The 6049-nt window shown below is 65.2% G+C and carries 5 protein-coding genes and 1 pseudogene; all 6 read left to right on the forward strand.

The window, feature by feature from the left end:
* Positions 1-288, forward strand: a pseudogene (locus BRAS3843_RS25590) (phosphonopyruvate decarboxylase); the annotation flags it as partial.
* Positions 288-869 (forward strand): thiamine pyrophosphate-dependent enzyme, encoded by a 582-nt coding sequence (locus BRAS3843_RS25595; protein WP_139024969.1) that lies wholly within the window; start codon positions 288-290, stop codon positions 867-869. The pseudogene BRAS3843_RS25590 and the gene BRAS3843_RS25595, both read left to right, overlap by 1 nt.
* A gap of 156 nt (positions 870-1025) precedes the next feature.
* On the forward strand, positions 1026-2192 hold the full coding sequence (locus BRAS3843_RS25600; RefSeq protein ID WP_008971997.1) for an acyl-CoA dehydrogenase family protein: 1167 nt from the start codon (positions 1026-1028) through the stop codon (positions 2190-2192).
* A gap of 9 nt (positions 2193-2201) precedes the next feature.
* A complete protein-coding gene (locus BRAS3843_RS25605; protein ID WP_008971998.1) occupies positions 2202-3317 on the forward strand; it encodes a CaiB/BaiF CoA-transferase family protein in 1116 nt (371 codons plus the stop codon).
* Positions 3317-4162 carry a MaoC family dehydratase N-terminal domain-containing protein gene (locus BRAS3843_RS25610; protein ID WP_008971999.1) on the forward strand — a complete coding sequence of 282 codons (846 nt, stop codon included), beginning with the start codon at positions 3317-3319 and terminating at the stop codon, positions 4160-4162. The genes BRAS3843_RS25605 and BRAS3843_RS25610 overlap by 1 nt, the downstream gene beginning before the upstream one ends.
* 174 nt (positions 4163-4336) lie before the next feature.
* Positions 4337-5965, forward strand: a complete 1629-nt coding sequence (gene mdlC / locus BRAS3843_RS25615) for a benzoylformate decarboxylase (RefSeq protein ID WP_085967017.1) — start codon at positions 4337-4339, stop codon at positions 5963-5965.
* Positions 5966-6049: the final 84 nt, after the last annotated feature.

The following is a 6049-nucleotide window of genomic DNA, read 5'->3' on the forward strand; positions in this document are numbered from 1 at the left end:
TGCGTCAACATGCTATCGCTGCTCGCAAGCTGTCGCTTTCCGTTCCTCACTTTCGTGACCATGCGCGGCGAATGGGCCGAGTTCAACCCGTGGCAGGTGCCGATGGGCAAGGCCACGCCGGCGGCTTTCGAGATCATGGGTGTGACCGTGTTCCGGCTGGAGCGCCCGGAGGACGCCGGCGAGATCGCGTCAGCCGCCGCGACGCTGGCGTTCGACAGCGACCAGCCAATCGCGGTGCTGATTTCCCAACGCATGATCGGCGCCAAGAAATGGACGGAGACGAAGTGATGGCCAACGATCTCGACCGCCGCGCCGTGGTGAAGGCGCTGCTGAAGGACCGCGGCGATCTCTTGGTCGTCACCGGCCTCGGCTCGTCGTCCTATGACGTATTCGCCGCCGGCGACACCGAAGCCAATTTCTATCTCTGGGGCGCGATGGGCGGCGCTGCGATGGTCGGGCTTGGTCTGGCGCTGGCGCAACCCAAGCGCCCCGTCGCCGTGATCACCGGCGACGGCGAGCAACTGATGGGGCTCGGCAGCCTCGCCACGTCAGCGGCCAAGAGGCCGAAGAACCTTTCGATCGTCGTGCTCGACAATGCGCATTTCGGCGAAACCGGCATGCAGATGAGCCATTCCGGATTGGGCAGCAAGCTCGAGCTGATCGCCGCAGGCGCGGGCTTTCCGTCCGTGAGCGAGATCAAGGACATTGATGCCCTCACCGCCTTCCGCCCCAAGCTACAGGATCTGAACGGCCCGCATTTCGCGCGCATCGCCATCAGCACCGCACATGTCGACCGCGCGCTGCCGCCGCGCGACGGCGTGTTCCTGAAAAACCGCTTTCGCGCGCATCTCGGCTTTCCGCCCAACTGAATTTGCCGCGTCACGGGAGCTGCACGCAATTCGACGTCTCGCGCTGGCGGAAATCCATGCTTGCCAACCAGGGACAGCTTCGTCATAGGCTATAACCAACGAGCATAGGGAGGTCGCGACGGTTTCACCATGTGGGCCGGCCGCGGGACGCAACAAATGACAGAGCAACATCCGCAGGACGATTACGCCGACATCCGCGACGCCGTGGCAAAGCTCTGCGCACAGTTTCCCGGCGACTATTGGCGCAAGCTCGACCGCGAGATGGCGTACCCGTCCGCCTTCGTCGATGCGCTGACGGAGGCAGGCTACCTCTCGGTGCTGATCCCCGAGGAATATGGCGGCGCCGGCTTGAAGCTCTCCGCGGCGGCGGCGATCCTGGAAGAGATCCAGCGTGCGGGCTGCAATGGTGGCGGCTGCCACGCCCAGATGTACACGATGGGCACCTTGCTGCGTCACGGCAGCGCCGCGCAGAAGGCCAAATGGCTGCCGAAGGTCGCGAGCGGCGAATTGCGCCTGCAAGCCTTCGGCGTGACCGAACCGACCTCCGGCACCGATACATCATCGCTGAAGACCTTCGCGAAGCGCGACGGCGACAGCTACATCGTCAACGGCCAGAAGATCTGGACCAGCCGCGCCGAATATTCCGACCTGATGATCCTGCTCGCGCGCACCACGCCGAAGGACCAGGCGCAGAAGCGCACCGATGGTCTATCGGTGTTCATCGTCGACATGCGCGAGGCGAAGCAGGCGGGGCTGATGATCCGTCCGATCAGGACCATGATGAACCACTCCACCACGGAAGTGTTCTTCACGGACATGCGTGTGCCCGCCGAAAACCTGATCGGCGAGGAAGGCAAGGGCTTCCGCTACATCCTCTCCGGCATGAATGCCGAGCGCATCCTGATCGCGGCCGAATGCGTCGGCGACGCCAAATGGTTCATCACCAAGGCCACCAACTACGCCAAGGAGCGCGTGGTGTTCGGCCGGCCGATCGGCCAGAATCAAGGCATCCAGTTTCCGATCGCCAAGGCCTATGCGTCGATGCGCGCGGCCGAGCTGATGGTGAAGGAGGCCACGCGCAAATACGAGGCCGGGCTCGATTGCGGCGCCGAGGCCAACATGGCCAAGATGCTGGCGGCCGATGCCTCGTTCGAGGCGGCGAACGCCTGCATCCAGACCCATGGCGGCTTCGGTTTCGCCGAGGAATATGATGTCGAGCGCAAGTTCCGCGAGACCCGGCTGTATCAGGTGGCGCCGATCTCGACCAACCTGATCCTGTCCTATGTTGCCGAGCACGTGCTCGGCATGCCGCGTTCTTACTGAGATACGATCATGCTGCCGCTTGAAGGGATCACCGTCATCGCCGTCGAACAGGCGGTGGCCGCGCCGTTCTGCTCGTCGCGCCTGGCGGACGCCGGCGCGCACGTCATCAAGATCGAACGACCCGAAGGCGATTTCGCCCGCGGCTATGACGCCGCGGCCAAGGGCCAGAGCAGCTATTTCGTCTGGCTCAACCGCGGCAAGGATTCGGTCGTGGTCGATCTCGCCACAGCAAAAGGCCGCAGTGAGTTGGAGAAGCTGATCGCGGGCGCCGACGTGCTGCTGCAGAACCTCAAGCCGGGCTCGATGGACCGGCTCGGCTTCGCGCGCGAGCGGCTGCGCCGGGATTATCCGAAGCTGATCTGCTGCACCATCTCGGGCTATGGCGATACCGGGCCCTATGCCGACCGCAAGGCCTATGATCTCCTGATCCAGGCCGAGAGCGGGCTTGCCTCGATCACCGGCGGCCCCGATGGTCCGTCGCGCGTGGGGTTGTCGATCGTCGACATCGCGACCGGCGCCACCGCGCATGCTGCGATCCTGGAGGCGCTGATCGGCCGCGGACGCAGCGGCCAGGGCGCGGATATCCGGATCTCGATGTTCGACGTGATGGCTGACTGGCTCACGGTGCCGCTGCTCAACTCGGAGGCCGGCAATCCGCCCAAGCGGATCGGCCTCGCCCATCCCTCGATCGCGCCTTACGGCGTCTTCACCTCGCAAGACGGCAAGGCCATCCTGATCTCGATCCAGAGCGAGCGCGAGTGGAGGACGCTGTGCGCCAAGGTGCTGGCGCGGCCGGAGCTGCCTGACGATCCACGCTTTGCCAACATGGTCGAGCGGGTGCGCAACCGCGCCGAGACCGACAAGATCGTCGCCGACTGCTTCAGTGCCATGACCCGCAACGAGCTGCTCGAGAGGCTCACGGCCGCCGACATCGCCTTCGCCGAGGTGAACAGCATGGCCGATCTTGCTGTCCATCCGCATCTGCGCCGGATCGAGGTCGACACACCCAACGGCGTCGTCACCTACCCTGCACCGGCCGCGATCGTGGTCGGCGATGAACGCCACTATGGCGCAGTGCCCGCCGTCGGTGAAAGCGCGTCGTTGTCGCACAAACGGAGGTCGTGATGACCGGCCAGCTCGATCTCGATCATCTCAAGCAATGGATCGGCCGCACCACCGAGGCTTCCGACATCGTCACCGCGCAGCTCACCAAAGGCCTGCGCGCGACGCTGTTCCAGGAGATCGGCGAGCCCGTGACCGGCGAGATCGCGCCCTACACCGTGCATTGGTGTCTCGCGCAGCCGGTGTTTCCGCAAGCGCAGCTCGGGCCTGACGGTCATCCGACGCGCGGCGGCTTCCTGCCGCCGGTGCCGCTGCCGCGTCGGATGTGGGCGGGCGGCGAGCTCAACTTCATCGATCCCCTGCGCGTCGGCGACCTCGCCACGCGGATCTCGCGCATTTCCGACGTCGCGCTGAAGAGCGGCTCGACCGGACAGCTCTGCTTCGTCTCGGTGGAGCATACCATCACGACCCCACGGGGCCCCGCGATCCGCGAGCGCCACGACATCGTCTATCGCGAGCTGGGCGGTGCGCAGGCCGCTCCCGCCAAAGCGCCGCCTCCGCCGCTGGCAGAGCATCGCGAAACCCACGTCTCCGATCCCGTGCTGCTGTTCCGCTATTCCGCGCTGACCTTCAATGGCCATCGCATCCATTACGATCGCGACTACGTCACCAAGGTCGAGGGCTATCCGGGGCTGATCTTCCACGGTCCCCTGCAGGCGGCGCTTCTGGTCGAGTTCGCCGCCAAGCTGAAAGGCAAGGTGCCGAAGACGTTCAGCTATCGCGGCGTGCAGCCCTTGTTCGAAGGGAGCGAGTTCTCAGTCAATGCCAACGCGCTCGGCAACGATCTCGAAGTGTGGACCGCGAATGCAGAGCGGCAGCCGACCATGAAGGGCACGGCGACGTGGTGAGATTGGCGCGTCCTTCCGGGCGACGCTGCTGATCAACCAGTCCACGTCATTCCGGGACGGTCCGAAGGACCGGGCCCGGAATCTCGAGATTCCGGGTTCGATGCTTCGCATCGCCCCGGAATGACGACAAAGGATATGCAGAATACACGACGATAAAATTTCATACCCCGAGGAATCCCCTTGTCCGGCAAGTCACCCAGAACAAAGTCCGTCACCGTCAAGCAGGCCACGCTCGACCTGCTCCGCGCCTTCGGTATCGACAAGGTGTTCGGCAATCCCGGCTCGACCGAGCTGCCATTCCTGAGCGACTGGCCCGATGATATCGATTATGTGCTGGCGCTGCAGGAGGCGAGCGCGGTCGGCATGGCCGATGGCTATGCGCAGGCCAAGCGCAATGCCGGCTTCGTCAATTTGCATTCGGCCGCCGGCGTCGGCAACGCGCTCGGCAACATCTACAACGCCTATCGCAACCAGACCCCGCTCGTGATCACCGCGGGCCAGCAGGCGCGTTCGATCCTGCCGCTGCAGCCGTTTCTGTTCGCCGAGCGGGCTAGCGAATTCCCGCGGCCTTACGTGAAATACAGCGTCGAGCCGGCGCGGGCCGAAGATGTCCCGGCCGCGATCGCCCGCGCCTACTACGTCGCCATGCAGCCGCCCTGCGGGCCGACCTTCGTCTCGGTGCCGATCGACGACTGGACGCATCCCGCGCCTAGCGTGATCACAGCCCGCAAGCTCAGCCGTGAGCTCGGCCCCGACCGGCAGGCGATGCAGGAGCTCGCGGCCGCGCTGGCTGCCGCAAAGCATCCGGCGCTGGTGGTCGGCCCCAGCGTCGATCGCGCCGAGGCCGTCGATCTGATGGCCAAGGTCGCGGAGAAGACCAAGGCGGCGGTGTGGGTCAGCCCGTTCTCGGCGCGCTGCTCGTTTCCCGAACGTCATCCGCAATTCCAGGGCTTCCTGCATGCCTCCCCGGGTCAGCTGTCGGATGCGCTGAAGCCGCATGACCTGGTGGTTGTGATCGGCGCACCGATCTTCACTTTCCATGTCGAGGGCCATGCGGCGATCTTCGACGGCACGACCACGATCTACCAGATCACCGATGACCCTGACGCCGCATCCATGACGCCGATCGGCACCAGCATCATCGCCACCATGACGCCGGCACTCACGACGCTGCTGGAGCTGCTTCCCGAGGTGAAGCGCGCTGCGCCAGACGGCCGCGTAATGCCGGACGCGCCGAAGGCGGGAGACCCGATCCCGGTCGACTATCTGCTGCATACGCTTTCCAACGCGATGCCGGACGATGCCGCCCTGGTCGAGGAGGCGCCCTCGCATCGGCCGGCAATGCAGAAATTCATGCCGATGCGGGGCCAGGACAGTTTCTACACGATGGCGAGCGGCGGCCTCGGCTACAGCCTGCCGGCATCGGTGGGCATGGCGCTGGGACGGCCGCGAGGCCGCACCGTCTGCCTGATCGGCGATGGCTCCGCGATGTATTCGATCCAGGCGCTGTGGACCGCCGCCCAGCGCAAGCTTCCGCTCACCGTCGTCGTCATCAATAATGCCGGCTATGGCGCGATGCGCTCGTTCAGCCAGGTGATGCAGGTGCGCAACGTGCCGGGCCTCGATCTGCCTGGGCTCGACTTCGTCAAGCTCGCCGAGGGCATGGGCTGCGATGCCGTGCGCGTGACCAGATCATCCGAGCTGCCGTCGGCGTTGTCGCGCAGCCTGTCGCATCATGGCGCCAGCCTGCTCGAGGTGATGGTCGATTCCGCCGTGCCGCTGCTCTACGCGCAGAAGCATTGAAGTGTGGTCCTGCCCCTGTTGCACGAAGCTTGCTCCGCGAGCACGCTGCACCCTCTCCCCTTGTGGGAGAGGGTGGTTTCGAAC

This window comes from Bradyrhizobium sp. STM 3843 (assembly GCF_000239815.1).
Classification (GTDB): Bacteria; Pseudomonadota; Alphaproteobacteria; order Rhizobiales; family Xanthobacteraceae; genus Bradyrhizobium.